The organism is Bartonella sp. MU37NMGALS (genome assembly GCF_042194015.1).
Lineage (GTDB): Bacteria > Pseudomonadota > Alphaproteobacteria > Rhizobiales > Rhizobiaceae > Bartonella > Bartonella grahamii.
In genome coordinates, this window is record NZ_JBHIML010000161.1 from 1 (window position 1) to 549 (window position 549).

A 549-nucleotide genomic window follows, 5' to 3' on the forward strand; every position below is an offset into this window, starting at 1 on the left:
TCATTATTATCCACGTCAGTGGCGTGAGCCTTATCTTTCAAGGCGTCGAAAAGTTGGTTTAGATCTTTATAAGAGTCTTGGAATTCAAAAAGGTGAACAGGAAAAAATACTTTACCAAAAAGCACGGAATTTTTTGTTTTTTGGGGCACCTGTAGGACTTTTATTCACAATGGATCATGACATGGAAATAGGGAGCTGGCTTGATTTAGGCATGTTTATGCAGACCATTATGTTGGCAGCGCGCGGATTTGGATTAGATACCTGTCCTCAAGCAGCTTTCGCTGATTATCATAAACAAATTCGTATACTTTTATCAGTGCCTTCTGATAGGCGCATTATTTGTGGTATGGCGCTTGGCTATCGTGATGTGAATGCTCCAGAAAACAATTTTGAAACAGAACGCGAACCAATAGAAAATTTTGTACGTTTTGTATAAGCATGTTCAGAAATATTGTTATGGATTTGAATGTAAAATTTTAAGAACTTAAGATATTATGAAAAATATTTTGGTGAGATCTTCTTATTCTTATGATATTTTTATATTGCATA

1 protein-coding gene is annotated in these 549 nt (G+C 35.2%); it reads left to right on the top strand.

All coding sequences use genetic code 11. The features are described 5' to 3' along the window. Positions 1 to 436: nitroreductase (locus tag ACFIJP_RS09705; protein WP_375627223.1), on the top strand; the 436-nt coding region annotated here is incomplete at its 5' end. Positions 437 to 549: the final 113 nt, after the last annotated feature.